Source organism: Methylobacterium sp. WL7 (assembly GCF_008040085.1).
Taxonomy (GTDB): Bacteria; Pseudomonadota; Alphaproteobacteria; order Rhizobiales; family Beijerinckiaceae; genus Methylobacterium; species Methylobacterium mesophilicum.
On the sequence record NZ_VRVG01000079.1, the window covers coordinates 1 to 25,077 of the forward strand.

The 25,077-nt window shown below is 70.7% G+C and carries 23 protein-coding genes and 1 pseudogene; 12 read left to right on the forward strand and 12 right to left on the reverse strand.

Features of this window, described 5'->3' with window-relative positions; all coding sequences use genetic code 11:
• A partial coding sequence (locus tag FV233_RS18790; protein ID WP_281408005.1) for a DNA translocase FtsK occupies positions 1-2,317 on the reverse strand: 2,317 nt, incomplete at its 3' end.
• Between the two features lie 315 nt (positions 2,318-2,632).
• On the opposite strand from FV233_RS18790, the gene FV233_RS18795 reads away from it, so the two are divergent.
• From FV233_RS18795 to FV233_RS18805, 3 genes are all read left to right on the forward strand, one after another.
• Positions 2,633-4,708, forward strand: a complete 2,076-nt coding sequence (locus FV233_RS18795; protein WP_147898400.1) for an NAD(+) synthase — start codon at positions 2,633-2,635, stop codon at positions 4,706-4,708.
• Positions 4,709-4,809: 101 nt separating this feature from the next.
• On the forward strand, positions 4,810-5,040 hold the full coding sequence (locus FV233_RS18800) for a hypothetical protein (protein WP_147855033.1): 231 nt from the start codon (positions 4,810-4,812) through the stop codon (positions 5,038-5,040).
• Between the two features lie 62 nt (positions 5,041-5,102).
• Positions 5,103-5,462 carry a PilZ domain-containing protein gene (locus FV233_RS18805; protein WP_147855032.1) on the forward strand — a complete coding sequence of 120 codons (360 nt, stop codon included), beginning with the start codon at positions 5,103-5,105 and terminating at the stop codon, positions 5,460-5,462.
• Positions 5,463-5,768: 306 nt separating this feature from the next.
• Here the strand turns inward: FV233_RS18805 and FV233_RS18810 are convergent, their stop codons facing one another.
• Complete coding sequence (locus tag FV233_RS18810; RefSeq protein WP_147855031.1) at positions 5,769-6,206, reverse strand: HIT family protein; 438 nt, start codon at positions 6,204-6,206, stop codon at positions 5,769-5,771.
• A 124-nt stretch (positions 6,207-6,330) separates the two neighbouring features.
• Here FV233_RS18810 and FV233_RS18815 point away from each other — a divergent pair, with 124 nt between their 5' ends.
• From FV233_RS18815 to FV233_RS18825, 3 genes are all read left to right on the forward strand, one after another.
• On the forward strand, positions 6,331-7,290 hold the full coding sequence (locus tag FV233_RS18815; RefSeq protein ID WP_147855030.1) for a cation diffusion facilitator family transporter: 960 nt from the start codon (positions 6,331-6,333) through the stop codon (positions 7,288-7,290).
• Between the two features lie 152 nt (positions 7,291-7,442).
• Positions 7,443-7,781: a hypothetical protein gene (locus FV233_RS18820; protein ID WP_308447701.1), complete on the forward strand. Its 339-nt coding sequence runs from the start codon at positions 7,443-7,445 to the stop codon at positions 7,779-7,781.
• A 101-nt stretch (positions 7,782-7,882) separates the two neighbouring features.
• Positions 7,883-8,626 (forward strand): Crp/Fnr family transcriptional regulator, encoded by a 744-nt coding sequence (locus FV233_RS18825; RefSeq protein ID WP_147855029.1) that lies wholly within the window; start codon positions 7,883-7,885, stop codon positions 8,624-8,626.
• A gap of 124 nt (positions 8,627-8,750) precedes the next feature.
• Here FV233_RS18825 and FV233_RS18830 read toward each other — a convergent pair whose 3' ends face one another.
• Positions 8,751-9,605: an SDR family oxidoreductase gene (locus FV233_RS18830; protein ID WP_147855035.1), complete on the reverse strand. Its 855-nt coding sequence runs from the start codon at positions 9,603-9,605 to the stop codon at positions 8,751-8,753.
• Between the two features lie 17 nt (positions 9,606-9,622).
• A complete protein-coding gene (locus FV233_RS18835) occupies positions 9,623-9,802 on the reverse strand; it encodes a DUF1328 domain-containing protein (RefSeq protein ID WP_007566531.1) in 180 nt (59 codons plus the stop codon).
• Between the two features lie 462 nt (positions 9,803-10,264).
• On the opposite strand from FV233_RS18835, the gene FV233_RS18840 reads away from it, so the two are divergent.
• Complete coding sequence (locus FV233_RS18840; RefSeq protein WP_246690027.1) at positions 10,265-12,256, forward strand: HAMP domain-containing methyl-accepting chemotaxis protein; 1,992 nt, start codon at positions 10,265-10,267, stop codon at positions 12,254-12,256.
• A 68-nt stretch (positions 12,257-12,324) separates the two neighbouring features.
• On the opposite strand, the gene FV233_RS18845 is transcribed toward FV233_RS18840, so the two are convergent.
• The 4 genes from FV233_RS18845 to FV233_RS18860 all read right to left on the reverse strand — a co-directional run bounded on the left by FV233_RS18845 (position 12,325) and on the right by FV233_RS18860 (position 16,017).
• Complete coding sequence (locus FV233_RS18845) at positions 12,325-13,698, reverse strand: chloride channel protein (protein ID WP_147898408.1); 1,374 nt, start codon at positions 13,696-13,698, stop codon at positions 12,325-12,327.
• 90 nt (positions 13,699-13,788) lie between these two features.
• Positions 13,789-14,232 (reverse strand): hypothetical protein, encoded by a 444-nt coding sequence (locus FV233_RS18850; RefSeq protein ID WP_147856858.1) that lies wholly within the window; start codon positions 14,230-14,232, stop codon positions 13,789-13,791.
• Between the two features lie 54 nt (positions 14,233-14,286).
• Complete coding sequence (locus tag FV233_RS18855) at positions 14,287-14,493, reverse strand: hypothetical protein (protein ID WP_147856857.1); 207 nt, start codon at positions 14,491-14,493, stop codon at positions 14,287-14,289.
• Between the two features lie 135 nt (positions 14,494-14,628).
• The gene (locus FV233_RS18860) at positions 14,629-16,017 is read right to left on the reverse strand and encodes a deoxyribodipyrimidine photo-lyase (RefSeq protein ID WP_147856856.1); all 1,389 of its coding nucleotides are present in this window, start codon (positions 16,015-16,017) and stop codon (positions 14,629-14,631) included.
• Between the two features lie 529 nt (positions 16,018-16,546).
• Between FV233_RS18860 and FV233_RS18865 the strand changes: the two genes are divergently transcribed.
• The gene (locus FV233_RS18865) at positions 16,547-17,671 is read left to right on the forward strand and encodes a hypothetical protein (RefSeq protein WP_147898402.1); all 1,125 of its coding nucleotides are present in this window, start codon (positions 16,547-16,549) and stop codon (positions 17,669-17,671) included.
• 450 nt (positions 17,672-18,121) lie between these two features.
• Positions 18,122-19,117: an NAD(P)H-binding protein gene (locus tag FV233_RS18870; protein ID WP_246690028.1), complete on the forward strand. Its 996-nt coding sequence runs from the start codon at positions 18,122-18,124 to the stop codon at positions 19,115-19,117.
• A gap of 20 nt (positions 19,118-19,137) precedes the next feature.
• On the opposite strand, the gene FV233_RS18875 is transcribed toward FV233_RS18870, so the two are convergent.
• Together FV233_RS18875 and dctP are read right to left on the reverse strand one after the other, a co-directional pair.
• A complete protein-coding gene (locus FV233_RS18875) occupies positions 19,138-20,550 on the reverse strand; it encodes a phosphatase PAP2 family protein (protein WP_147898403.1) in 1,413 nt (470 codons plus the stop codon).
• A gap of 160 nt (positions 20,551-20,710) precedes the next feature.
• Positions 20,711-21,841, reverse strand: coding sequence for a TRAP transporter substrate-binding protein DctP (gene dctP, locus FV233_RS18880; protein ID WP_147898404.1), 1,131 nt, complete (start codon positions 21,839-21,841; stop codon positions 20,711-20,713).
• Between the two features lie 170 nt (positions 21,842-22,011).
• On the opposite strand from dctP, the gene FV233_RS18885 reads away from it, so the two are divergent.
• The 3 genes from FV233_RS18885 (at position 22,012) to FV233_RS18895 (ending at position 23,523) form a co-directional block, all read left to right on the forward strand.
• Entirely contained in the window at positions 22,012-22,608 is a 597-nt protein-coding gene (locus FV233_RS18885; RefSeq protein WP_147898405.1) for a protein-tyrosine-phosphatase, read from the forward strand.
• Between the two features lie 230 nt (positions 22,609-22,838).
• Positions 22,839-23,048 carry a type II toxin-antitoxin system HicA family toxin gene (locus FV233_RS18890; RefSeq protein WP_147898406.1) on the forward strand — a complete coding sequence of 70 codons (210 nt, stop codon included), beginning with the start codon at positions 22,839-22,841 and terminating at the stop codon, positions 23,046-23,048.
• 70 nt (positions 23,049-23,118) lie between these two features.
• Entirely contained in the window at positions 23,119-23,523 is a 405-nt protein-coding gene (locus tag FV233_RS18895; protein WP_147898407.1) for a type II toxin-antitoxin system HicB family antitoxin, read from the forward strand.
• A gap of 10 nt (positions 23,524-23,533) precedes the next feature.
• Here FV233_RS18895 and FV233_RS18900 read toward each other — a convergent pair whose 3' ends face one another.
• On the reverse strand, positions 23,534-24,670 hold the full coding sequence (locus FV233_RS18900; RefSeq protein WP_147856889.1) for a branched-chain amino acid ABC transporter substrate-binding protein: 1,137 nt from the start codon (positions 24,668-24,670) through the stop codon (positions 23,534-23,536).
• 162 nt (positions 24,671-24,832) lie between these two features.
• Positions 24,833-25,077, reverse strand: a pseudogene (locus FV233_RS18905) (sugar transporter); the annotation flags it as partial.

The window sequence follows — 25,077 nt, forward strand, 5'->3', positions numbered from 1 at the left end:
GCGACAGGATCATGGTGTTGATCGCCACCGACTTGCCCGAGCCGGTGGTGCCGGCAACGAGCAGGTGCGGCATCCGGGCGAGGTCGGCGATGATCGGCTCGCCGCCGATGTTCTTGCCGAGGCAGAGGGCGAGCTTGTGCTTGCTCTCGTAGAAGTCCGGCACCGAGAGCAGCTCCCGGAGATAGACCGTCTCGCGGGTCTCGTTCGGCAGTTCGATGCCGATGACGTTGCGGCCGGGGACGACCGCCACGCGGGCCGAGACCGCCGACATCGAGCGGGCGATGTCGTCCGACAGGCCGATGACGCGGCTGGACTTGGTGCCCGGCGCCGGCTCGAGCTCGTAGAGCGTCACGACCGGGCCGGGGCGCACCGCCAGGATGTCGCCGCGCACGCCGAAATCCTGCACCGTCTGCTGGAGGTTGAGCGCGTTCTGCTCCAGCACGTCGGCGTCGACTTCCTCGGCGCCGCTCTCGTCCGGCAGGGCGAGCAGGCCGAGCGAGGGCAGTTCGTAATCGGCGTTCTCGACGCTGGCGATCTCCAGGTGACGGCCGGCCGGGATCAGGTGCGCCCGGGGCGCCACCAGCGGCAGGGCGGCGGCGGGCACCGCGGCCAGCTGGGCGGCGGGCGCCTCGACCGGCTCCGGGGCGGCTTCGGCGTGAGCCGGCTCGGGCTCGGCGGCGGGCTCGGGCTGCGGCGCCATCTTGCCGCGCAGCAGAACGGTGCGCGGGGTCATCGGGATCACCACCCGGTCGGCGTCCGAGGGAACCCGGAGCGGATCGGCGGCCGCCGAGGCCATCGTGTCCTGGACCGGCCGGAACTCCGGCTGATGCTCGGGCGCGGCCACAGGGGCGGCCACAGGGGCGGCCATGACCGGCTGGCCGGCGGCGCGGATCGCCGCCCGGGCCGCCATGGCGCAGAGCGCGGGGGCGCGGCGGGGCGCCTCGGTGGCGGCGCTGCCGGGGCCGAAGACCAGCGCCAGGGCGGGCTTGGCCGGCAGGAATGCGTCCCGGATCGCCGCCGTCTCGGCATTCTGCAGGTCGGCCGGCTGGCCGTGATCCTGAGCGTTGTCCTGCCCGTTGTCCTGGCCGTCCGCCGGACGCGGGGGCTGGTCGAACCGCACGAGCCGGTCGAGAACGTAGACCGGGCGCGGCGGCTGCGCCTGCGCGGCCTCGTATAGCGGCTCGACCGCCGGCAGGTCGGCGACGGCCTGGGCCGCCGCGATCACCGGGACGGCCGCGACCGCGGTCTCGAAGCCGGCAGCCACGGGCTGGGTCGCCAGCGCGGCCCAGGCCTCCACGGACGACCCGTCGCCGGCATTCCAGTCGCTGCCGTCGAACCAGGGCTGGACCTCGGACCAGTCCGGCAGGTCGGACCAGTCGCGCGCGGGCGCCTCGGCGACGACCTCGGGCACGGCCGGCTCCGGGACAGGGGTCTGGACCGGCATTGGGCCCTGGACCGGGACCGGGGCGATCGCCGCCGTCGAAGCGGACAGCTCGACGCTTGGCCGAACCGGACGGCGGTCGGGGGTGCGGAAGTAGCGGACGCCCGGGGGCGCCACGAAGGGCTGGCGCCACAGCGGCACGACCCCGCCATCCTCGGCGAACTCGGTCGGGACGATCTCGGGCATCGCGGCCGGGGTCGCGAGCCGCGCCTGCTCGGCCAGGTCTCGCTCGGCCAGCTCCCGGGCCTCCTGCTCGCGGGCTTTGCGCTCGGTCTCGACGGCCTGCGCGGCCGCATGGGCCTCGGCGCGGGCACGCTCCAGGGCGACCCGCTCGGCCTCCAGGGCCCGCTGGCGACGCTCCTGCAGCACCGAATCGGGCGTCCGGGTCCAGCGCGCCGCCGGGGCGGCGGCGGCCTGGACCGGGGACGCGGGGAGCGAATCCTCGGGGGCGATCGAGGCGGGCCGGCGCGGCTGGCGCACCAGCACGCCCGGGGTCGAGGCGCTGCGGTCGATCCGGCTCTCGAAGCGCGGCTCGTCGAGCGCGTCGAGGCTCGCCCGGTCGTCGAAGACCTGGTCCGGCCAGACGTGCTCGGGGGGCGCCGAGGCGCCGGCGCGCGGGCCGCGCTCGAAGCCGTCCCGTCCGACCATGGCGGCCGGTGCGGTCAGCCAGCTCGGCTCCGCCCGGCGGCCGGGAATTCCGTAGGCCGGTCGGGCGGGCAGCCCGGCCGGAGAGCCGGACAGGCGGCGGGCGAGGCTCGCCCGCAAGGCCATCAGCCGGTGCGCCAGGGCGCCGAGCGACAGGCCCGAACGGTCGCCGCCGCGGACGGGGCGGGCTGGGTCACGGTGAGAGTACGGAGGCCGTCCCGATGCGCGCATGGGTTCTCGAACGATACTCGAAACAGGGATCCGCCAGTGGCCGGCGGGCTGCCCCGAGTTAGACCAATTGTCGTTAACGGAGGCTTGTCGCGCCCCCGCGGGCCGGACACCACGATGGGATTTTCGGCCTGTTCCCGGGCTGCGTGGGGGCCATCCAACATCGTCATTGCGAGCAGCGCGAAGCAGTTTCCCGCGAGTGGCGGATCCCCGGGTTGTTTCGCGGCGCTCGCGATGACGGTGGAAGCGTATGCGTCGCCGGGGCGTGGCCGCGCACCATATGATACCGGCAGCCACCCCTCACCCGGACAGGCGCCCGTGACCCAGCCGACTTCCGCCTCCCCCGCCGACCTCCAGGCGCGCTTCCGGTCCCTGTACCGTCACGGCTTCGCCCGGGTGGCGGCCTGCACCGGGCGCAGCCATCCCGGGGATCCCGACCGCAACGCCGACACGGTGCTCGACCTCGCCCGGACCTGCCACGAATCGGGGGCGGCGCTCGCGGTCTTCACCGAGCTCGGGCTCTCGGCCTACGCGATCGAGGACCTGCTGCTGCAGCAGACCCTGCTCGACGCGGTCGAGGCCGCCACCGACCGGGTGGTCGCCGAATCGGCGGCCCTGCGGCCGCTGCTGCTGGTCGGCGCGCCCCTGCGCTGGCGCCACCGGATCTACAATTGCGCCCTGGCGATCCAGGGCGGCCGGCTCCTCGGCGTGATCCCGAAGACGTTCCTGCCGAACTACCGGGAGTTCTACGAGAAGCGCCACTTCGCCTCCGGGGCCGGGATCGCGGGCGAGACCATCCGGGTCGCGGTCCACGAGGCGCCGTTCGGCACGGACCTGCTGTTCCCGGCCGAGGACCTGCCCGGCCTCGTGGTCGGGGTCGAGATCTGCGAGGACCTGTGGGTGCCGGAATCCCCCGGCATGCGGGCCGCGCTCGCGGGCGCCACGGTGCTCGCCAACCTCTCGGGCAGCCCGATCACGGTGGGCCGGGCCGAGTCGCGGGCGCTGCTGTCCCGCGCGGCCTCGATGCGGGGCGCCTGCGCCTACGTGTACGCCGCCGCCGGCCAGGGGGAATCCACCACCGACCTGTCCTGGGACGGCCAGACCAGCGTGGACGAGCTGGGGGTGCGGCTGGCCGAGGGCCAGCGCTTCCCCACCGGCCCGGTGGCGACGCTCGCCGACATCGACCTCGACCTGATCGCGCAGGACCGTCTCCAGGCCGGCAGCTTCGACGACAACGTTCCGGGCAGCCCCCTCCCCTACCGGCGGATCGGTTTCCGGCTCGATCCGCCGGCCGACGATCTCGGCTTGATCCGGCGGATCGAGCGCTTCCCGTTCGTGCCCGCCGACCTGTCCCGGCTCGCCCAGGATTGCTACGAGGCCTACAACATCCAGGTGGCCGGGCTCGCCCAGCGGCTGGAGGCCACCGGCACCCGCAAGGCGGTGATCGGCGTCTCCGGCGGCCTCGATTCGACCCACGCGCTGATCGTGATCGCCAAGGCGTTCGACCGCCTGGGCTACCCGCGCTCGGACATCCTGGCCTACACGCTGCCGGGCTTCGCCACCTCGAACGCCACCAAGACCAACGCCCACGCGCTGATGAAGGCTTTGGGCTGCACCGCCGCCGAGATCGACATCCGCCCGGCGGCCCGGCAGATGCTGGCCGACATGGGCCACCCGTTCGCGCGGGGCGAGGCGGTCTACGACGTGACCTTCGAGAACGTGCAGGCGGGCCTGCGCACCGATTACCTGTTCCGCCTGGCCAACCAGGCGGGCGGACTGGTGATCGGCACCGGCGACCTCTCGGAACTGGCGCTCGGATGGTGCACCTACGGGGTCGGCGACCAGATGAGCCACTACGCGGTCAACACCGGCGTGCCCAAGACCTTGATCCAGCACCTGATCCGCTGGGTGATCAGCCAGCGCGAGGTCGGCGCGGACGCCAACCACATCCTCCAGGCGATCCTCGACACCGAGATCTCCCCCGAGCTGGTGCCGGTGGACCAGGACGACAGCCCGCAGAGCACCGAGGCCACGATCGGCCCCTACGCGCTCCAGGACTTCAACCTGTTCTACACGCTGCGCTACGGGCTCCGGCCCTCGAAGATCGCCTTCCTGGCGCTGCACGCCTGGGGTGATATCGCGCGCGGCCACTGGGCGCCGGACTTCCCCGAAACCAAGCGGGTCGCCTACGACCTGCCCGAGATCCGGCGCTGGCTCGGGGTGTTCCTGAAACGGTTCTTCGGCTTCAGCCAGTTCAAGCGCTCGGCCCTGCCCAACGGCCCGAAGGTGTCGGCGGGGGGCTCGCTGTCGCCCCGGGGCGACTGGCGCGCGCCGTCCGACGGCTCGGCGCGGATCTGGATCGCGGAGCTCGACCGAAACGTCCCTGAAACGTGACCGTCACAAACTCGGCCGATTGTGCCATTATGGCTACGGTCAAGCCGATTCTTCGCATCGCGATGAGCCGGCAGACGGGGCGGCCAAGCGGAGGGACTCCGATGCGAAGCTACAACCTGTTCCAGCTCAAGGCGGTCGAGGGCCTGTGCTGCGCGGTGCCGGAGGCCAGCACCGTGCCGCCGTTCATCGGCGCCGGCCGCTGGACCTTCGGAGGCAAGCTCGACGGCGCCAGCCGGCAGCCCCTGGATTTCGACGACCGGGCCGCCGACACCGCCGTGCGCTTCAACGGCTTCTACCTGTTCCAGACGGTGGACCGGCGCTTTATCAGCTGAATAGGCCCGAGTACGGTATCTCGGCCAGGAATCCTTAAGAGCTGGCCGGCACACTGATCCGCATGACGGAGCTTCGCAAAGAGACGCGCCAGAGGGTCTTCCTCAAGGGGCGCATCGTCTTCAACAACGGCTCGTCGAGCTTCGACTGCCTGGTGCGCGACCTCTCGGCCTCGGGCGCCCGGCTGGTCCTGAGCGACGCCACGACCCTGCCGCAGGCGTTCGACCTCTACATCCCGCAGCGGGACCGGACCTACCGGGCCAGCCTGTGCTGGCGCCGGGAGGACGGGATCGGCGTGGTGTTCGAGGAGCCGGCCCGGGTGGCCCCGTCCGCCATCGATACCGAGGCCGCCCTGCGGCAGCGGATCAGCGAACTCGAAGCCGAGAACGCCGCCCTGCGCCGGCTCATCGCCAGCGCGGCCTGAACCGGGATCTCAAAGGGCACGCCCTTTGGCGGGGTTCAAGGCAAGACTCTGGATCTGGCCCTTGAGGCATCCGGCGCGGTCTGCACGGTCCTTTTCCCGGGCGCATGCAGCGCCAGCGGAATGCGACCCGGGACCCAGCACACGACGGCGCGAAGCGTCCGTCCGATCGACCTGTGCCGCTGGCGCGGCGCTTCGTGTGCTGGGTCCCGGATCAGGTTCCGCTTCGCTTCACCTGTCTGGGAAAGGGGCGCGCGTGGCCAAACACCTTGAAAGCGCTGCGTCAACGGCCTTGTGAAATCGGGACTTTCAGCGCCCGGCTTCCAAAGCCGCCCGGATCCGGGCCGCGTGCTCGGCCAGCACCGCGTTGTCGGCCATCCCGCCCTCGTGGCGCTTCAGCGGCACGCCCTCGAACCGGGGGATGACGTGGATGTGCAGGTGGAACACGGTCTGCCCGCCCGCCGGCTCGTTGAACTGGAACACGGTCAGGCCGTCCGCCTCGAACGCCGCCTTCACGGCCCGGGCCACCGTCTGGACGCTCGCCATCAGGGAAGCCAGGGCGGCCGGGTCGGCGTCGAGCAACCCGCGGGACGGCGCCTTGGGGATCACCAGGGTGTGGCCCTCGCCCTGGGGCATCACGTCCATGAAGGCCAGGGTGTCCGCATCCTCGTAGGCGCGGTGGCACGGGATCTCGCCCCGCAGGATCTTGGCGAAGATGTTGTCGGGGTCGTACTGCGCGTCGGCCATGCGTCCTCCAAGGCGTCCTGATCGATCTCAGCTTGCACGGGGCACCCCCACGCGTCCACACGGGAACCGCTGCCGCACGGCAACGCTTGGGTGGCGAGGTTTGGCGGCGGACACGGAGGCCGGGATGGCGCACGAGAGCACGGGAGCGATCTACGCGGCGGCGGGAGCGAACCTCGCCATCGCGGCGGCGAAGTTCGTCGGCGGCGCGCTCACCGGCTCGACCGCGATGCTCGCCGAGGGCGTGCACTCGGTGGTCGACACGGCCAACCAAGTGCTGCTGCTGGTCGGCATGAAGCGGGCCAAGAAGCCGGCCGATGCCCGCCATCCGTTCGGCTACGGGCGCGAGATCTACTTCTACGCCTTCGTGGTCGCGCTGATGATCTTTTTGGGCGGCGGCATCTTCGCCATCTACGAGGGCGTCGAGCGGGTCCGCCACCCCTCGCCGGACGCGGACGCCCATGTCTTCGGCTACACGCTTCCGGGCATCTGGGTGAACGTCGCGATCCTGGGCTTCGCCATCGTGGCCGAAGGCTTCTCCTGGTTCGTGGCGGTGCGCCAGTTCTGGGCCGAGAAGGGCCAGAACTCGGCGATGCGGGCGATCCGGCGCAGCAAGGATCCGACCCTGTTCACGATCCTGGCCGAGGACACCGCCGCGCTGATTGGCCTGCTGATCGCGTTGGTGGGCGTCGTCCTGGCCTATTGGCTCGACAAGCCGAGCCTCGACGGCTGGGCCTCGGTGGGGATCGGGTTCGTGCTGGTCGGCATGGCGGTGTTCCTGATGATCGAGACCCACGGCCTGCTGATCGGCGAGGCGGCCGACCCCGCCGTGGTGGCGGCGATCGCGGACCTCGTGCGCGCCGAGCCCGGCGTGCTCCACCTCAACGAGGTGCTGACCCAGCATCTCGGGCCGACCGACATCCTGGTGAACGTCAGCATCGACATGGCCGACGACCTCAGCGCCGGGGAGGTCGAGGGCCTCGTCACCCGCCTCGACAAGGCGCTGAAGCAGCGCAACCCGGACGTGACGCGGGTGTTCATCGAGATCCAGCACCAGGCCGACCACGCGGTGCGGGCGGCGGCGTGACGGGGACCTGACCGCCCGGCCGACCCGCCGCGTCGTCGGGACCCAGCCGGTAGGTCGGCGCGTCCGCTCACGCCGTCCCGGCATCGCCTTCTGTGGCGGGGACTCTCATCTGCGTTGTGGCCGATGAAATCTGGCGACGGCAAAATCTATGCATGCCGCGCTACTATTTCGACATCTATGACGGCGGCGTCGCCCGCGATGACGAAGGCACCACGCTCGATGACCTTCCGGCCGTCCGCCAGCATGTCTTGCGCCTGCTCCCGGACATCGCGCGCGACGAGGTGCCGGACGACGGCGACCGCCGCACGTTCTCGGTGGTCGTCACGGACGAGGACGGCAAGCCGATCTACACCGCCACCTTGAGTTACACCGGCCCGTGGCTGCTGCGCTCAAGCGGGCCCCGATTCGGAGCGCTCGCCGACCCCGAACCGGTATCCGCTTCGGCGGCGGGCACGCCAAGCCCGTGCGCAGGATCGGTTTCACGGGGTTGAGTTGATCTATGTGAATTTCTCACGCGAGGCTTCCGCTCAAGCTCAGGCCTCGGTGACTGGGAGAGGCGTGCGCTTCCGTCGAGCAGACGAGACGGAGCGAGATGCAGCTGACGACGACCCATCCGCTAGCGATGCTCGTGGCGCGGTTGTCCCGGAACATGCCGATCTGCGATGCGGCACAGCGCGCCATCATGGCGCTGCCGGTCACCGTGCAGGCCCTGGAGCCGAACACCGACTTGATCCATCCCGGCGATCGCTCGGAGAGCTGCTGCTTCGTCCTGAGCGGCTGGATGGGGCGCTTCAAGCTGATGCAGAAAGGGGAGCGTCAGTTCCTGGCGTTCCACATCGCGGGCGACATCCCCGACCTGCAGAGCCTGCACCTGCCCACCGCCGACCTGGGCATCGGCGCCTTCACACAGGTGACCGTCGCCCTGATCCCGCACGGCGCCCTCCACGACCTGATGGTGCACCACCACGATGTGATGGCGGCGCTCTGGCGCGAGGTGCTGGTGACCGCCTCGATCACCAACGAGTGGATGATCGGGCTCGGCCGCCGGTCCGGTCCCAGGCGCCTGGCGCACCTGTTCTGTGAACTCTACGTCCGGCAGAAGGCGGCGGGCCTGGTCAAGGAGGACGGACGCTGCGCCCTCCCGATCACCCAGTCGGTCATGGCCGACGCGTTGGGCCTGACCCCCGTGCACGTCAACCGCATCCTGAGGGACCTGCGTGCCGAGAAGATGATCCAACATCGACAGCGCACGCTGACGATCCTGGACTGGGCGCGCCTGAAGGTCTTCGCGGAATTCGATCCGCGCTACCTGCACATGGAGCCGCAGCTGGTGTGAGGGACGCCCGAACGAACCGCGCGCCCCGACGATGCGGCGTCGGGCCGTGCGCGGCACCGACCGAGGCGGCAGGCCTGACTGGGCCAGGCGGGGCACGACGCCCTGCAGGCGTCGCGAAGACCGATCAGCCGCCGAGCCCGACCTGCGCGAGGCTCAGCGCCCAGACGCGCTCCTGAACGGATTCGTCCCGGCTCTCGGCCGACGAGGTCTTTGGCCGGGACCGTGAAAAGTAGCGGCCGGTGACGCCGTCGAGTTCGGGGGCGGTCGCCACGTGGAGCGAGGTCTCGGCGCCCTTGTCGGGCCTGCTCAGGAACGGGCGCATCAGCGACCAGGCGGTGCCGAACAGGCCGCCGGTGTTCTTGGCGAAGCCGGTGTTGATCACCCCGGGATGCAGGGCGTTGACCGTGATGCCGTCGGCCCGCACCCGCCGGGCCAGCGCGTAGGTGAACAGCACGTTGCCGAGCTTGGCCTGGGCATAGGCCCGCATCGCGCCGTAGCGCCGGGCGCCCTCGATGTCGGCGAAGTCGATGTGCCCGCGTTCATGGGCCGCCGAGGCGACGTTGACGATGCGCGGCTTAGCCCCGGCAGCCGCCGCGGCCTTCAGGGTGTCGAGGAGTTCGAGCGTCAGCAGTACGTAGCCGAGATGATCGAGCGCCCAGGTGCGCTCGATGCCGTCGACCGTAAGCGCGCGCCGGTCGAAGATCGCGCCGGCGTTGTTCACCAGCACGTCGAGGCGGGGATACGTCTCGCGCAGCGACCCGGCGAGCCGCCGGATCTCCCCCTGGCCGGACAGGTCCGCGACGTGCGGATCCACGACCGCCCCAGGGACCGCCGAACGGATCCGCTCCGCACACGCCCGCGTCTTGCCGGCATCCCGGCCGACGATGGCGACCCGCGCGCCGTCGCGCGCGAGCCCCAGGGCCGTCTCGTAGCCGATGCCGTTGGTCGCCCCGGTGACGAGGCAGACCGTGTCCCGCATCGCGTCCGCCACGCGGCTCAGAACACCGCCTGGCCGACCGCGAAGGCGATGACCACGATCACGATGGCGACCAGCAGGAACAGGCCGAACAGGATGCGCGCCAGCGAGCCCGCGCCCGAGGCGATGCCGGTAAAGCCGAGCCCGCCCGCGATCAGCGAGATCACGAAGCAGATGAGGGCCCATTTCAGCAAGGTCATCGCGTCACTCCGGATGCGCCCGAGGCACGGGCGAACTACAATCGATCCCTCAACCGGCCGCAAGCGAGACCGTTCCGCGCGCGCACGGCTCCGACAGCCTTTTATTCTTAGCGGCGGGGCCGGGTCGAGCCGTCGGCCGGCCTCGGCGGGGAAGAACGGCATCGGCCCCGCCAACGAAATTCTCGCTTAAAAGGCGAGATACACGGTCCGCGAACCGGCAAGGCCCGACGGGGACGTGGCACCGCAACTACAGACGAAGGTCATTGTTCCTGGCCAGAAGGGTTCGACGATAGCGAATTAACCGTTCGGAATATGTTTCGGACACACCGTCGCGGCGATTAGGCAGGGACAATAATTGTGCGCGCGCTTTCGATCCGAACTGTAGTCATTACCCTCGTGGCGATGCTGGGTTTTCTCGCCATATTCCTCGCTGGAATACAAATACTCAGAAGCAAATCGCGAATGGATATAGCAGATCAGGTGACGACCTTCATGGTCATCGATCGCAACTTGTTCGCGAGCCTCACGCAGGTTCGGATCGAGCGCGGCTACGGCCTCACCGCCCTGGTCAAGGAGCCCGAGGCCAACCGGAAGCACCGGCAACTCGCGCTCGATGCCCGCGCCCCGTTCAATGCGGCGGCCGACATCGCACTCGGACAACTCGGCGGCGTGGCGAATCCGGCGCTGCAGGCGAAGCGCACCGAACTGGAGGCCCTGGTGGGCGCGTGGCGGCAGCTGCGCCAGGCCCTGGACGCGGCCTTCGACCAGCCGGTGACGGCCCGCGACCCGGCCCTGCGCACGCGCATGGACGAACTCGGCAACCGCCTGCTCGCCGCGCTCGATGCCGCCTCCGACGCGACCGAGAGCGCGATCCAAGACCTCGACCCGGCCTATGGCAGCCTCATCGATGCCCGGGCGACGACGTGGCTGGCCCGCACCACCGACGGCCGCGCGGCGCTGGTCGTGAGCCAGATCCTGGCCGCCGACCGCGCCGCCACCCCTGATGACTGGGCGCAGCTGAACAGCGCCGACGCCCAGAACCGGACGGCCTGGCAGCTCGTCGGGCGCATGATCCGGGTCAACGGCTTCGACGGTTCGGTGAAGGAGGCCTACGACCGGGCGGATCGGCTCTACTATGCCGGGCCGGTGGGCGCGATGCGCAAGGCCGCCCTGACAGCGGTCTCCGAGGGGCGGACGCTGACGTTCCCCGTCGCCGACTGGGATGCCGGCGTGGTCGCGGGCCAGAGGGCGATCGTCGACGTCGCGCTGACGGTGATCGAGTCTGCCGTGGCCAAGGCCAGCGCCGCCTCCGCCGCGGCGAACCGGGATTTTCTCTCGGCCCTCGCGGTCATCGTGTTCGCGGCCGGCCTGGCGGCGGCCGGGATCCTGATCATGCAGGTGCGCGTGGTGCGCGGCCTGCTGGGGCTGGCCGGATCGATGCGCCGCCTTGCCGAGGGCGACCTCGCCGTGGCGGTCCCGGGCACCGGGCGCCGGGACGAGCTCGGCGCCATGGCCGGCGCCGTGCAGGTGTTCAAGGACAGCCTGATCCGCACGAAGGCCCTGGAGGAGGAGACGGCCCTGGCGCGCGCCTCGGCCGAGGAGCAGCGGCGCACCGCCATGCGCCAGATGGCCGACGCCTTCGAGCAGGCGGTCGGCGGGATCGTCGGCATGGTCTCGTCCTCGGCGACCGAATTGCAGGCCACCGCCCAGACGATGACCGCCACCGCGACCCAGACGGCGAGCCAGTCCACCACGGTGGCGGCCGCCGCCGAAGAGGCCGCCAGCAACGTCAACACGGTCGCGGCCGCCGCCGAGGAACTCGGCTCGTCGGTCCAGGAGATCGGCCGGCAGGTCGACGGCTCGTCGCAGCTCGCCCGCACCGCCGTGACCGAGGCGGACCAGACCGCCGCGATGGTGCAGGAGCTGAGCGGCACGGTCGCCCGGATCGGCGACGTGGTGGCGATGATCCAGGGCATCGCGGCGCAGACGAACCTGCTGGCCCTCAACGCCACGATCGAGGCGGCCCGGGCCGGAGAGGCCGGCCGGGGCTTCGCCGTTGTGGCGAGCGAGGTGAAGGCGCTCGCCGACCAGACCGCCAAGGCGACGGAGGAGATCGGCCGGCAGATCGGGCAGGTCCAGGCCGCGACCGGCCACGCGGTGTCGGCGATCGGCGGCATCGGCGGCCGGATCCGCGAGATCAGCACCGTGGCGGCCTCGATCGCCGCGTCCGTCGAGGAGCAGGGGGCGGCGACTCAGGAGATCGTGCGCAACGTCGGGCAGGCCGCGATGGGCACCGGCGAGGTGACCAGCAACATCGCGGGCGTCGCCGGTGCCGCCGAGGAGACCGGCGCGGCCGCCGCTCAGGTGCTGGCCTCGGCCTCCGAGCTGTCGCGGCAGTCCGAGCACCTCACGGCCGAGGTCCGGCGCTTCCTGGCGACCGTCCGGGCGGCCTAGGCCCGGGCTTTCCGGCGGGCTCCGCCCGTCGGCGCGGCTTGGGGACGAAGCCCCCCGAGCCGCGCCGCTCAGGCGGTCTTGGCCACCGGCTGGGCCGGCACGTCGGCGCGCTCCAGCATCATCTCGGCCAGCGTGTGATAGAGCCCGCCCCGGCAGATCGCCTTCGAGGCGGCGTCGGCGATGATGGCCGCGATCATCAGCGGGATCATCATCGTATGGTTCTGGGTCATCTCCGTGACGATGACGAAGCTGGTGATCGGCGCCTGCAGCACGCCGGTCAGGTAGGCGACCATCCCGATCAGCACGAGGGCGCCCACCGGCATGTCCGGCAGGAGGCCGTGCACCGTGCCGCCGATCCCGGCTCCGACCGCCAGCGAGGGGGCGAACAGGCCGCCCGGGATGCCGCTGATCGAGCTGAGCACCGTGGCGGCGAATTTCAGCGGCGCGTAGGTCCAGCCGGCGGTCGTGTCGCCGTGCAGGATCGCCCGGGCCTCCTCGTAGCCGGTACCGTACGCGGTGCCGTTCGAGGCCAGGCCGCACAGGGCGACGCACAGGCCGCAGAGTGCCGCGAAGACCACCGGACGCGCCCCGATCAGGCGCCCGGCCGCCCCCGGCAGGCCGCGGGCGAACAGGATGATCAGCCGGCTGAACACCCCGCCCGCGAAGCCGCCCAAGGCGGCCAGCAGCGGCACGATCCAGCTGGCCGCCAGCGGCAGCTCCGCCTGGCTGGTGCCGAAATACGTGTAGTTGCCGAGCAGCCAGAGGGAAGTGAGGCCCGCGGCCACGATCCCGGCGACGATCAGGCCGGACGAGCGCGCCTCGTAGGCCCGGCCCAGCTCCTCGATGCCGAACACGATGCCGGCGAGCGGCGTGTTGAACGCCGCCGCGACCCCGGCCGCGCCGCCCGCGAGCAACAGCCCCGGCAGGCGGTCCGGCGTCAGGCGGCCGAAGGCGGCCATGATCGCGGCGCCGACCTGCACGGTCGGCCCCTCGCGGCCGGCCGAGGCGCCGCAGAGCAGGCCGAGGAACAGGACCAGCACCTTTCCGCACGCCACCCGCGGCGAGATCAGCGAGAACCGGAAGCGCGCATCCCGGGCGTGCCGGGCGGCGATCACCTGCGGGATGCCGGACCCTTGCGAGTTCGGGAACACCGTCCGGGCGAGCAAGGCCGCGAGCGCGAAGCCCGCGGGCGTGAGCACCAGCGCGATCAGCGGCGAGGGCGCGGTGAGCCGCCGGAACCCGTCCTGCGCGAGGTCGGCGCCCTTGGCCATCAGCACCGCGGCCAGGCCGACGCAGATGCCGCCCGCGAGGAACAGCAGCCGCCCCCGCCAAAGCGGATAGGCCTCCCGCGAGGCCGAGCGCAGGCGCGTGATCGAACGGCGGTAGCGGGAGCGTTTCGGGCCCGACGCGGCGGGCTCTGTCGTCGTCGGCGCGTCCCGCATCTCGGTCATGAAAAGGCACTTCGTCCGCACAGCCGGAACCTGCGGTATAGCGTGGCTTGCGGGGAATGGGGCGCCCCCTCCCCCGCGCCGTTACGCCGGCACGGCGCCGACCGTCAGCCGATGCCCGAACACGTCCGCGGCGGCGGCCAGCCGGTCGAGGCCGGTCGGGTGATCGGGATCGAGGACGCGCCGGGCCTCCCGCTCATCGACATCGAGCAACTTCGCCAGGGCGACCTTGGACAGGCCCGAGTCGCGCCACAGGACATAGATCGTCGCCTTGGCGGCGAGCGCCGGAGCGAGGGCGATCCGGTGCAACCCCTCGGCCGCGGCGACGGCCGCCGGGGGCGGCTCCAGGTCCATGCCGAAATGGATGCGCCCCCGCACCGCCGCGTTCAGGGCCTGCGCCATCTCGGCAAGCGCCTCGGCCTCGTCGCCGCCGAACGCGACGGCGTCGGGCATCGCCGCCGCATAGGCCCCGACGGAGCCGTCCTCCTCACGCCGGAGCGCGACCGCGTAAGTCCAGTGAAAATCCATGGTCGGACCTTTGTCCGTGCAAGAGGCCGAAACGAGACGGGGCGACACCTTCGCCTAGAAGGCATCGAGGTCGATCTCCAGTTGCTTCAGGATCCGCTTGACCCAGAGGGGCTTGAGTTCGCCGCTCTGGACGGTGGTGGTCCTGTCGCCGACCTTGACCGTGTAGTGCAATCCCTTGCCCCTATCCTTCAGCAGAGCGAAGGCGAGACCGTTCTTCCTGGCGAAGCGCCGCAGATCCCGGATGAGATCCTCCCGCTTCATGTCCCGGACTCCGTTTCAATGGGGGCAGCATCGGACGTCTCTGTCCGAACATCAAGTCGGAGCGGACATGCATGTCCGGTTTTCACGACCTCGTTCGCTGGCCGACCCTCAAGCGGCGTTGCGCGAGCACGCCCCTCAGCCCTCCGCCGCGCACAACCGCTCCACCGCCTTCACATAGGCCTTCGCGTCGAACTTCTTCAGCGAGTTCTCGCTCTGGTAGCGGACCGTGCCGAAGATCGGGCGGCGCTGCCAGGGGCGGTCGTGGAGGCCGTACACCCAGGCGACGTTGGTGAAGGAGTTCGCGTCGCGCCCGTCCAGGAAGTAGCGGTTGTTGAGCCGGAGCGTCCGGCCAAAACCCTCCTTCGCCGAGGGCGACCATTCCAGGATCTTCTTGCCCCAGTACATGCGCAGCTGGTTGTGCATGTAGCCGGTCTCGCGCATCTCGCGCATCGCGGCGTTCCAGTAGAGGTCGTGGGTCTCGCCGGCCGCGAGCTGATCCTCCGAATAGAGGTTCGGTCGCTCGTCCTCGGCCTGCTCGGAGAGCGTCTTGCGCGCCCAGTCCGGAACCGCCTTGTCGTAGTCGTCGTAGCCCTCCGTGTAGAACACGTGGTTCATGGCGAGTTCGCGCCGCACGATCAGCTCCTCCAGGTAGGCGCCGCGGTCGTCGTCGTCGCCAGCCTTGGCCTCCCGCACCGCCAGGGCGATCTCCACCGGCGAGATCTGGCCGAAATGCAGGAACGGGCTCATGTGCGAGGCGGCCGCCGCCTCCGGCCTGTTGCGGCCGTTGCCGTAGCCCTCGAACCCTTCCTTGAGGAACGCCTTGAGCCGCTTGCGCGCCTCGGTCTCGCCGCCGACGAAGCGCTTCACCGGGCCGACCTCCCGGTCGAGGCTCATGCCGGCCAGCACCGCCTCCGGATCGGACACGTCGATCTCGCCGTCGGGCGTGACGCCCTTCGCCGCGTGCTTGGGCTTGCGCGGCTTCAGGTCGGCGATGAACGGGTCCCAGAGCCGGTTCAGCTTCGGCCGGAGCGTGCGGGCGGCGAATTCGTGCTTGTTCGACGCCGTCTCGACGGGGACGACCACGTCGCCCTCGACCTGGACGATGCGGGTCTTCACCGCCTTCGCGATCTCCCGGTACCAGCCCTTCTGGATCGCGAGGTAGCCCCGGTCCAGGACCAGCAGCGCCGCCTCCTTTGCGAGGTCGATCGCGATCTTGGCGGGCGCACACTTGCGCATCACGAACCCAACGCCGCGCTTCTCCAGCCCCGCCTTCGCATCCGCGAGACCCTGGAGCAGGAAGGCGTAGTGCCGGGCGTTGGCCTCCGGGAAACCGCTCTTGCCGTCGAGCAGGCCGAAGCAGGCGACCACCGGCAGGCCGAGGCGGTTCGCCTCCTCGATGGCGAATTCCAGGGCCGGATTGAACTGGGCGCGGTTGGCCTGCTGGAGGAGGTACAGGACGTAGCGCCCGTCCGCCCGCGGCTCGACGTCGTTGAGAACCCGGATCCGCTCGCCCTGGATCGCCATACCCGCACGCTGTCCTTCTTTGTCCGTCCCGACGGAGACTTGGCCGGACAGCTAGCGCGGGTAACGAATTCGTCCCTTCACGCGGCCGTCATGAATTGCCGCAGTGGAACGGCATCGCAGGGCCGCGGTTCCGCACGGCGAAATCCGTGTTTCTCAACGGTTTACCGTCGGATCTGTCGCCCGGTATCGCCTGAAGTCTGTCCTCTTGGGCTGCGATGCAGATGCGACATTTTCGACACAGCGGGGGTGCGATGCGTGTGCGGCCGCACGAAAGGACAGCCTTTCTGTCCGAACGGCCTTGTAATTTTCGGCCATGCGCGCAGATTGTGCAGCGCGGGATGGCGATGGCGTCGCGATCCCGCTGCCCTTCTTGGGCGTTTCCTCCCTAGACTTCGGGCCGCTCCTTCGGGAGTGGCCTTTTTTCTGTTCGGTCCCTCGTGTCACCGAACCGGGGCGGGAGCGCTGGCCCCAGGCCGCGCGGGACGCCATGCTGCCCGCGAGCGCCGGGACAGGCGCCGGAGGACACGCCATGAGGATGCTTTCCACCGCGCTGCCGGCTTTGGCCTGCCTGCTCGCCCTTGCGGGGCCCGCCGGGGCCGCGCCCGCGGAGGCGCCGCATTTCCAGGTCGACCCGTCCTGGCCGAAGCCCCTGCCGAACGACTGGATCCTCGGCCAGGCCGCGGGCGTCGCGGTCGACGCGCAGGACCATGTCTGGGTGGTCCAGCGGCCCCGCACGCTGACCGACGACGAGAAGGCCGCGAGCCTCGATCCGCCGCGCAGCAAGTGCTGCAAGCCCGCGCCGCCGGTGCTGGAATTCGCCCAGGACGGCACCCTCCTGCGCAGCTGGGGCGGCCCCGGCGAGGGCTACGACTGGCCGACCAACGAGCACGGCATCCAGATCGACGGCCAGGGCTTCGTCTGGATCGCCGGCAACGGCGACCAGGACGGCCAGCTCCTCAAGTTCACGGCCGACGGCAAGTTCGTCCTGCAGATCGGCAAGTCCGGCCCCCAGACCGACAGCCGGGACACCAGCCGCCTCGGCAAGCCCGCCAACGTCGACTTCGACATGGCGGCCAACGAGGTCTACGTGGCGGACGGCTACTACAACCACCGCATCATCGTGTTCGACCGGGAGACCGGGGCGTTCAAGCGGATGTGGGGCGCCTACGGCAAGCCGCCCACCGACGACAAGCTCGGCGCCTACGACCCGGCCGCCGCCCCGCGCCAGCAATTCGCCAACCCGGTCCATTGCGTGCGCATCGCCCGGGACGGGCTGGTCTATGTCTGCGACCGCACCAACAACCGGATTCAGGTGTTCCAGAAGGACGGCAGCTTCGTGAAGGAGTTCGTCGTGGAGAAGAACACCCGGGCCAACGGCTCGGTCTGGGAGCTGGCCCTGTGGCCGGACGCCGACGAGACCTTTTTGCTCAACGCCGACGGCGCCAACAACGAGGTCCGCACCCTCGACCGCGCCACCGGCGCGACGGTGGGCGCCTTCGGCCGGAACGGCCGCATGGCGGGCCAGTTCCACTGGGTCCACAACCTCGCGGTCGATTCCAAGGGCAACGTGTTCACCACCGAGGTCGACACCGGCAAGCGGGCGCAGAAATTCCTGGCGGTGGGGAATTTCGTGCTGCGCAAGCGGGTGCCGTGACGGCGGGGGCGACCCAGGTTTTATGGCATTGACGTTGTTGCGAACCATGAAGCACCCCCTCTTCCGCACGGGCTACCGGATTCACGCATCGGTGTCGGCAGCACGGGCGCAGTATGGAGCGCGGGTCCCCTCTCCCGTGCGGGAGAGGTCTGCTCTCGCAGAGAGCCGGGTGAGGGATCAGGTCTTTCCGGAGAGGTCGCATCCCTCACCCCAACCCTCTCCCGCACGGGAGAGGGGGTTCGTCGCGCCCTATAGGAGCCGATGCGTGAACACCGTAGCCCGCACGGGAAAGGGGACCCAAGCCTGCCGCGGTCGCAGCATGACGGCGACTAAGGTCTCAACCTGCGTAGCCTGTCCGGTTCGGGAGAGAGCGTCCGATGGCGGCGCCCGCTCACAGCGGATTGAAGCGGCCGTGCGGACGAAAGTCGTCATGATCGGCGGTCCGAGCCCTTGGACGACGCGATCGTGACCCGGGATCGGCCGAACGGCCCGACCCCGCGGCGCGTCCTCGTCCTCGGCGGCACCGGCACGATCGGCCGCGCGACGGTGCGGGCGCTGGTGTCGCGCGGGCACGCGGTCGTCTGCCTGGTCAGGCGGCCCGCCCCGTTGCCAGCGGGCGCCACCGCCCGGGTCGCGGACGTGACCGACCCGGCCGCGCTCGCCCGCGACGGCATCCGGGGCGAGACGTTCGACGTCCTCGTCTCGTGCCTCGCCTCGCGCACCGGGTTGCCCGACGATGCCTGGGCGATCGACTATCAGGCGCAGCTGAACGCGCTGGAGGCCGCACAGGCGGCCGGCGTCACGCAGGTCGTCCTGCTCTCGGCGATCTGCGTCCAGAAGCCGGTCCTCGCGTTCCAGCATGCCAAGCTGGCGTTCGAGCAGGCGCTGATCGGGTCGGGCCTCGCCTACACGATCGTGCGGCCGACCGCCTTCTTCAAATCGCTCTCGGGGCAGATCGACCGCGTGAGGCGCGGCAAGCCGTTCCTGGTCTTCGGCGACGGCCTGCTGACCGCCTGCAAACCGATCAGCGACGACGATCTCGGCCAGTACCTCGCCGACTGCATCGACGACGACGCCCGGCGCAACCGCGTGCTCCCGATCGGGGGGCCGGGCGCGGCGATCACCCCCAGGGCGCAGGGCGAGCACCTGTTCGCGCTGCTCGGGCGCGAGCCGCGCTTCCGGCACGTGCCGGTGGCGCTGCTGGACGCGATCATCGCCGTCCTAGCGACGCTCGGGCGCTGGGTCCCGGCGCTCGCCGCCAAGGCCGAACTCGCCCGCATCGGGCGCTACTACGCCACGGAGTCGATGCTCGTCCTGGATCCGGCCACGGGCCGCTACGATGCGCAGGCCACGCCGTCGACGGGGTCGGAAACCCTGTTCGCCTACTATGGGCGTCTGGTCCGGGGCGAGGCCGTGGCCGAGCGCGGCGACCACGCCGTGTTCTGACGCCCCGCAATCGCGCCCCGTCAGCGCGTCGCGCTCGCCCCCGCCCGGCTCGCCGCCAGCGCCGCCGCCTTGCCGGAAGCCGCGTAGAGATTGATCCGGGCATAGACCCCGAACTCCGAGCCGTCGTCGAGGAAGCCGCCGCCGGGGCCCTGCGTCTCGGTCAGGATGGCGTTCGCCTCCGCGAGCGTGAGGGCCGGGAAGGCCGCGGTCAGCAGGTGGCCGGCCTCCGGGGCGACCGTGCCGACATCCTCCCGGGCGTTGGCGGTGGCGTCGTGCACGACCGGCAACCCGTAGGTCTGCGTCGCCTCGTAGAAGGCCGCGTTGGCGGCCGGGTCCTTGAACCGGCCGGTATCCTGCGCCGCGCAGGCCGCCACCGTGCCGCCGCAGCCGGCCGCGAGGGCTTCGGTCATCGCGGCGCGCGCCTCAGTCAGGAGCGCCCGGTAATCGGTGACGCCGACGTGCTTGTCCGCGTCCGTCGCCTTCGTGTCGATCACGGCGGGGTTCCTGCGGATCTGGCCGACATAGGCCGGATCGTTGGCGAGCAGATGCGCCACCGCGTGGAGCGAGGTCGCGCGCCCGCCGATCACGTCCATGGCGTAATGCGCCCCGACGATGATCCGGTCGTTGCCGTATTCGGCCGCGCGGGCGACCATCTGCTGGTAGCGCTCCGGCACCAGCAGGGCGAGGATCAGCGACTCGGTGTAGCCGTAGGTCGTATGCCCGCTGGGATAGGACGGGCTGTCGACGAGGTCCTGCTTGGGACCGCGCAGCCAGTCGAACGAATGCGACGCCGCGCCGAAGAAATCCGCGCCGCGATAGGCCTGGAGATGCGGCAGGGTCTGGAACGGGCGGGAATTGCCGAACCGGTCGGCCCCCGGGCTGCCCGCCGGCCGGCCGTAGGCCTTGCCGAACACGTCGGTGACCGTGCCGTCCGTGAGCAGCGCGGCGGCTTCGGCCGAGACCGGGTGCGTGCCGTGGATCGTGCCGTTGGCGAAGAAATACTTGCCGGAATTCGAATCCGACTTGGTGACGTTGTTGGTGTAGCCGATCAGGTCGGCCACCGGCTGCGCGACGCTGGTAAAGGTCTTGGCGTCGCTGTAGCGCGCCCGGGCCTGATAGGCGGTGGCGAGCGCCGTGCCGAGGCCGTCGGCGAGGCCCGAGGCGTTGCCGTCGGTGATGAAGCAGTCCCGCAGCGCCAGCTGCTGCTGCTCGGGGAACGGCAGCAGCGTCGGCTGCTTGAGGGCACCGGTCTGGATGTCCCCGGTCACCCGCAGGTTGGCGTCGAGCGCCGCCTTGCCGGCCGGGCTCCCCTGCAGCCGGGCCACAGGGGCCAGGCCGCGCAGGGCGGTGAGGTTGGCGGGCGATTGCGCCACCACCGGGAGCGGCAGCGCCGCCCCGAGCAGCGCCAGGCCGAGTCTCAAGGTCCCCATCATGCCGTCTCCTCCCCTGGTCGGCGCGCCCGGATGGCAACGGCGAAGGCCGGGTTTCCAAAGGGCTCAGCCCCTTGGCAGGGTTTGGGGCGGAACCCCGAAGAAGGAAGGGCTCCGCCCTTCACCCGCAAAAGGTCGAAGACCTTTTGAAACCGAGATTTCGCTATCCCCTGGCCCGGGCCCGAATCATGAAGTTATCGTAGGTGTATTCGGCGACCTGGAACCAGAGATATTCCTCGTTCCGGAAGGTCCGCATCGCCTCGTACACCCGGCGGAAATCGGCGTTCTTGGCGGCGATCTCGGCATAGACGTCGTTGGCGTTCTTGAGCGCGCCCTCCATCACGTCCTGCGGGAACGGCCGCAGCTGCGCGCCGCCGGCGACCAGCCGGCGCAGGGCCTGCGGGTTGCGCGCATCGTACTTGGCCTGGACCTCGGCCCCGACCTCGGCGGCGGCGGAGCGCAGGATCGCCTGATAGGCTTTCGGCAAGGCCTTCCACTTCTCGGCGTTGAACCAGAAGTGCAGCATCGCGCCGCCCTCCCAGAATCCGGGGTAATGGTAGACCGGGGCGACCTTCTGCAGCCCGAGCCGCTCGTCGTCGTAGGGGCCGATCCACTCGGCGGCGTCGAGCTTCTTGGTCTCGAGGGCCTGGTAGATCTCGGGGCCGGGGATGGCCTGCGGCTGGACGCCGAACTTCGTCAGCACCTGCCCGCCCATGCCGCCGATGCGGAACTTGAGGCCCTGGAGGTCGGCCACGCTCTTGATCTCGCGCCGGAACCAGCCGCCCATCTGCGCGCCGGTATTGCCGCCGGGCAGGCAGACCAGGCCGGATTTCGCGAAGACCTCGGCGAACAGCTCGGCGGCGCCCCCCGCCTGCCACCAGGCGGCGGCGCCCCGGGCGTTGAGGCCGAACGGGATCGCGGTGGCGAGCGGGAAGGTCGGATCCTTGGCCTGGCCGAGGGTCGCAGGGCCGTGGCCCATCTCGACCGTGCCGGCCGACACGGCGTCGAGCAGGGTCTCGGCCGGGACCGGCTCGCCGGGGCCGAGCACCTGGATCTGGAACCGCCCGTCGGTGGCCTCGGCGACGATCCGGCTGAGCGCCTCGGGGGCGCCGAACAGGATGTCGAGGCTCTTGGCGTAGGCCGAGGACAGGCGCCAGCGCAGCTCGGGTGCGCCCTGGGCCAGGGCCGGCGCGGCCAGCGGCACGGCGATCGCCGCGCCGAGGCCGGCGGTCAGGACCGCGCGGCGGGTTCCGGCGGCCCGGGAGGGCGCGTCATGGGGCTCGTCCAACGGCATCTCGTCTCTAGCGTGTCCAATCCGGCCGGCGGAAGGTCGGCGCGCAGGTAGCACGTCCGCGGGTGTTCTCGAAAGCGCCCGCGGAACGGGGGCCGCCGCCGTGGCGCCATGGCGCCTCGAAACCGCACCGCCCCCGTGATAGGCGCCCGACCATGCGAGCCGATTCCGATATGCCTCTCCCCGACCTGCCCCTCCCCGACCTGCCCCTGCCCGACGTCACCCTGCACACCGTGTGCGGCCTGGAGGAGCTGGCCGGGCACGGCGCGAGCGGGGTCAGCCACGTCCTGTCGCTGCTCGATCCCGGCACGCCCGAGCCGGAGGCGTTCGCCGCCTACGGCACTCATGCCCGCACGACCCTGCACTTCCACGATTGCCTCGGCCCGGGCGACGGCCTCGTGCCGCCCGAGCCCGAGCATGTCGCGGCGATCCTCGGCTTCGGGCGCGACCTCGACGGCGCCGGCCACCTCCTGGTCCATTGCCATTACGGCCTGTCGCGCTCCACGGCGGCGCTGCTGATGCTGTTCGCCCAGGCCGAACCCGACGTTTCCGCCGAGGCCCTGGTGGCCCGCCTCCACGCCCTGCGCGAGCCGGCCTGGCCCAACGCCCGGATGATCGGCTTCGCGGATGGGATGCTCGGCCGGGAGGGCCGGCTCAGCGAGGCGGTCCGCCAGCTCCACGCGCTCCAGCTGCGGGTGCGGCCGCACCTGGCCGAGCTGCTGCGCGGGCTGGGCCGGGGGGCCGAGGTCGATGCCGCCGAACGGGGGTAGGAGAGATTGTTCGGATCAGGCGCTCCGACGAGATGCAGCGAAGCCTCCTTCTCACATCGCGTACGGACGGGTATTGCGCAAACATACACACGGATTGTTGCTCTGGGCTGCGACTTGTGTAATCCTACGCAGGAGGAAACACTCAAGGATCAGGCTGTCGTATCGAATCTTCGCGTGGATCCCTGACCCAGGAAGCGCGGAGCGGCAGGCGGGCCGAAAGTGTTCCCGGGATGTCGAGACCGGCGCGCGAGCGCAAAACCCGTGCGGTGATGACGGCACTTCAGAAGGACGGATGGTTCGTTGTCCGAAAGGGCCCTGGAGACCACATCCAGTTCAAGCATGCGAGCAAACCCGGACGGGTCACGATCGACGCAGGCGAGTCGGAGATCCCGACCGGAACCCTGCGCAGCATCTATCGGCAAGCCGGATGGGTTTGGTGAGAGGACAGGCAGCAAACCTATCTGGGCAAGAAGCCTCCCCTGAGTATCGATGAGAACCGAGATGGCGGATATGGCTCACGTCGTCATGCTGGTGCACCAGGAGGACGGCCGGTTCGGCGCCTCCTTCCCGGATTTCCCGGGGGCGACCACGGTCGCGGGCGATCTCGACACGCTTTATCGCAAGGCCGCCGAGATGCTGGCCTTCCACGTCGCCGGGATGGCGGAGGATGGCGAGGAAGCCCCGCGCCTACGCGGGCTGGATGAGTTGCGCGGCTATCCCGGTTTTCAAGAGGACAGCGGCGACGCGATGATTGCGCTCGTGCAGGTCGAGCTTCCTGGCAGGGCCGTACGCGTCAACATCTCGATGGAGGAAGGCCTCCTCCGGCGGATCGACCGGGCCGCCGAGGCGACCGGCGAGAGCCGATCCGCCTTCCTGGCCCAGGCCGCCAAGGCGCGGCTTTCGGCCGGAGCCTGAGACCCGGTCCTCACTTCCCGGCGGGCGTAAAACTCCCGTCCTTCCAAACGTACAGAACATAGCCCTGGGCGGTGACGTCGCCCTTGGAATCGAACCCGACCGTGCCGAGCACGACGTCGAACCGCTCCGTGTGGAGCGCCTGGGCGATCGGCTTCGGCTCGACCGAGTGGGCGAAGTTGCCGGCCGCGACCAGCGCCTGCAGGGCCGCGTAGCCGTAGACGGTCGAGCCGGTGGGATCGACGCCCTCGGCCTTGAACGCCTTCACGACGGCGGCGGCGGCGGGCTGGCGGCTCGGATCGAGGTAGAAGGTCATCAGCACGCCGTTGCTGGCCGAGCCCGCGACCTTGGCGAAGTCCGGCGTCGCGATCGCCGAGGTGCCGAACCATTGCGGACGGTAGCCGCGATCGGCGGCGACCTTCACGAGGCGGCCCATCTCGGCGGCGTCGCCGCCGTAATACACCACCTCGATCCCCGCGCCCTTGAGCCGGTCCACCAGGGCGGCGTCGTCGGCGTCGCTCGGCGCGAACGACAGGGACAGGGCCTCGTTGATGCCGATCCGGTTGAGGTTGTCCTTGGTGGCGGCCGCCAGCGTCCGGGAGGCCGGGGTCTGGTCCTGGATCAGCGCGATCTTGCGGTCGCGGAAGCGCTCGGCGAGCACCGCGGCGGAGAGCCGGGCCTGGTCGTCGTCGCGCCCGCAGACCCGGAAGACGTTCGGCAGCCCCCGGTCCGTGAGCCGGGCCGACACCGAGGCCGCGCTGATCATCACGATGCCGTTCTGGGCGTAGATGTCGGAGGCCGCGATCGAGGCGTTCGAGCAGACATGGCCGACGACGAGGCGCACGTTGGAGCGCACGAAGTGGTTGGCGACCGCGGTGGCGGTGTTCGAGTCGCAGGCATCGTCCTGCACGTCGAGGGTGACGGGCTGCCCGTCGAGCCCGCCCATGGCGTTGGCGTCCCGGGCCGCGGCCTCGACGCCGCGCAGCACCTGCTCGCCCACCGCCACGTAGGGGCCCGAGCGCGGGACCGCGACGCCGACCACGACATCGGCCGCCGCCGGCCCGGCCGACAGGAGCGCGAGACACAGGCTCAAGGGGAACAGCGTGGGCCGGAACAGCCCGCGGGCGGAGACGACGCGTCCGATCTTCATCGGGCTCTTCTAGGCATCCTTGCGCGAGTCAGCCACCGGCGCGGGCGGGTCGCGGCTCCGTCCGGGCGCTCCCGCGCCGCACCAAACCGCACGCAAAGCCCATACGCGAGGACGCGGCGGAACGCGATTGTTTTCCGCCGACGCGCGAAAGTCGTCCCGTGCTTACTTCGCGTAATAGTAGGCGGTCGCCACCGAGGAGACCGGGCCGGTGACGGAGGTGAAGACGGACAGCACCTTCGAGACCTCGGTGAACGGGGCGTTCGAGACGTAGATCAGGTCACGGTTGCGCATGCGGAACGCCTGGGTGGTGAACAGGCTGTTGGGGTCGCGCATGTTGATCCGGTACACCACCGGCACCAGCGGCGTGCCGGTGAGCTTGGTGGCCGGGTTGAGCCGGCGCACCACGC

What these genes read in the sequence shown, in the direction of transcription:
- FV233_RS18845 (WP_147898408.1), bottom strand. Translation starts at nt 13,698, where the DNA reads ATGCGGGACGCGCCGACGACGACAGAGCCCGCCGCGTCGGGCCCGAAA.
- FV233_RS18895 (WP_147898407.1), top strand. Translation starts at nt 23,119, where the DNA reads ATGGCTCACGTCGTCATGCTGGTGCACCAGGAGGACGGCCGGTTCGGC.
- FV233_RS18805 (WP_147855032.1), top strand. Translation starts at nt 5,103, where the DNA reads ATGACGGAGCTTCGCAAAGAGACGCGCCAGAGGGTCTTCCTCAAGGGG.
- FV233_RS18835 (WP_007566531.1), bottom strand. Translation starts at nt 9,802, where the DNA reads ATGACCTTGCTGAAATGGGCCCTCATCTGCTTCGTGATCTCGCTGATC.
- FV233_RS18890 (WP_147898406.1), top strand. Translation starts at nt 22,839, where the DNA reads ATGTCGAGACCGGCGCGCGAGCGCAAAACCCGTGCGGTGATGACGGCA.
- FV233_RS18865 (WP_147898402.1), top strand. Translation starts at nt 16,547, where the DNA reads ATGAGGATGCTTTCCACCGCGCTGCCGGCTTTGGCCTGCCTGCTCGCC.
- FV233_RS18800 (WP_147855033.1), top strand. Translation starts at nt 4,810, where the DNA reads ATGCGAAGCTACAACCTGTTCCAGCTCAAGGCGGTCGAGGGCCTGTGC.
- FV233_RS18875 (WP_147898403.1), bottom strand. Translation starts at nt 20,550, where the DNA reads ATGATGGGGACCTTGAGACTCGGCCTGGCGCTGCTCGGGGCGGCGCTG.
- FV233_RS18850 (WP_147856858.1), bottom strand. Translation starts at nt 14,232, where the DNA reads ATGGATTTTCACTGGACTTACGCGGTCGCGCTCCGGCGTGAGGAGGAC.
- FV233_RS18820 (WP_308447701.1), top strand. Translation starts at nt 7,443, where the DNA reads ATGCCGCGCTACTATTTCGACATCTATGACGGCGGCGTCGCCCGCGAT.
- FV233_RS18830 (WP_147855035.1), bottom strand. Translation starts at nt 9,605, where the DNA reads ATGCGGGACACGGTCTGCCTCGTCACCGGGGCGACCAACGGCATCGGC.
- FV233_RS18840 (WP_246690027.1), top strand. Translation starts at nt 10,265, where the DNA reads ATGGATATAGCAGATCAGGTGACGACCTTCATGGTCATCGATCGCAAC.
- FV233_RS18885 (WP_147898405.1), top strand. Translation starts at nt 22,012, where the DNA reads ATGCCTCTCCCCGACCTGCCCCTCCCCGACCTGCCCCTGCCCGACGTC.
- FV233_RS18825 (WP_147855029.1), top strand. Translation starts at nt 7,883, where the DNA reads ATGCAGCTGACGACGACCCATCCGCTAGCGATGCTCGTGGCGCGGTTG.
- dctP (WP_147898404.1), bottom strand. Translation starts at nt 21,841, where the DNA reads ATGCCGTTGGACGAGCCCCATGACGCGCCCTCCCGGGCCGCCGGAACC.
- FV233_RS18860 (WP_147856856.1), bottom strand. Translation starts at nt 16,017, where the DNA reads ATGGCGATCCAGGGCGAGCGGATCCGGGTTCTCAACGACGTCGAGCCG.
- FV233_RS18810 (WP_147855031.1), bottom strand. Translation starts at nt 6,206, where the DNA reads ATGGCCGACGCGCAGTACGACCCCGACAACATCTTCGCCAAGATCCTG.
- FV233_RS18815 (WP_147855030.1), top strand. Translation starts at nt 6,331, where the DNA reads ATGGCGCACGAGAGCACGGGAGCGATCTACGCGGCGGCGGGAGCGAAC.
- FV233_RS18855 (WP_147856857.1), bottom strand. Translation starts at nt 14,493, where the DNA reads ATGAAGCGGGAGGATCTCATCCGGGATCTGCGGCGCTTCGCCAGGAAG.
- FV233_RS18900 (WP_147856889.1), bottom strand. Translation starts at nt 24,670, where the DNA reads ATGAAGATCGGACGCGTCGTCTCCGCCCGCGGGCTGTTCCGGCCCACG.